Source organism: Schinkia azotoformans LMG 9581, from assembly GCF_000307855.1.
Classification (GTDB): Bacteria; Bacillota; Bacilli; order Bacillales; family Bacillaceae_J; genus Schinkia; species Schinkia azotoformans.
Map to the genome: position 1 here is coordinate 1 of NZ_AJLR01000072.1, position 714 is coordinate 714.

Annotated in this window: 1 protein-coding gene and 1 pseudogene; both read right to left on the reverse strand. The window is 36.1% G+C overall.

Annotation, left to right across the window (positions count from 1 at the left end):
* Positions 1–96 (reverse strand): annotated as a pseudogene (locus BAZO_RS22425) (IS982 family transposase); the annotation flags it as partial.
* A gap of 41 nt (positions 97–137) precedes the next feature.
* The coding region (locus BAZO_RS10745; protein ID WP_003331510.1) for a replication protein at positions 138–714 on the reverse strand (577 nt) is incomplete at its 5' end.

Below are 714 nucleotides of genomic sequence, written 5' to 3' on the forward strand. Positions count from 1 at the left end.
TTGATACCCGATAGAATATCTTAAAGTCTCTGGTTCCAGTGATTTAGCTGATTTTAACAGTAAAGAATACGCTAAAAGTATCATCTCTAATTCCAATAAACTTGGAAGCTTGTTCACGATTTAGTAGATATGGATAGTTATTTTCCATGGTTATCCTCGTCATCTTTTTGTTTTATTTCGATGTAGCGTTTAGAGTCCAAATATATTTTGAAGAAGTAACTCTTGCTGAATACAAAATACAACAAGTCAGGAAATTGTTTTGCGATTAAATCGGTAAAATCAGCAAATTCTTTTATACCAGAATCACGCATCACTTCATAGACCTGGTTAAGTAAATCTTCATTATTCTCAGCTAAGAATTTATCAAGCTCAAAACCCGCTCCTGATTCAATGTCTTCGATGTTATAAGGAGACTTTTCTGGATTCTCAGCGTGTGTGAAATAATCGTACATTCCCTTTGGACTCATTACCACTTCGACATGTTCGGGGGAATTCAGCTTATCACTGATGAGTTCTGAAACTTGTGAATAGCTTTTAAGTGATTCGAAGAAAAATACACCATGTTTGTGTGGCTTTTTGAACTCGCCGGTCGTGCGGTTTACATCTTTATCATGCCAAGGGGATAAGATAAATGGTACATGGAGCTCTTCTAAGAGATTCAAGTAATCTTCGGGTACCGATTCTTGATAGATGAGAAATGCCCATTTGTTGCTA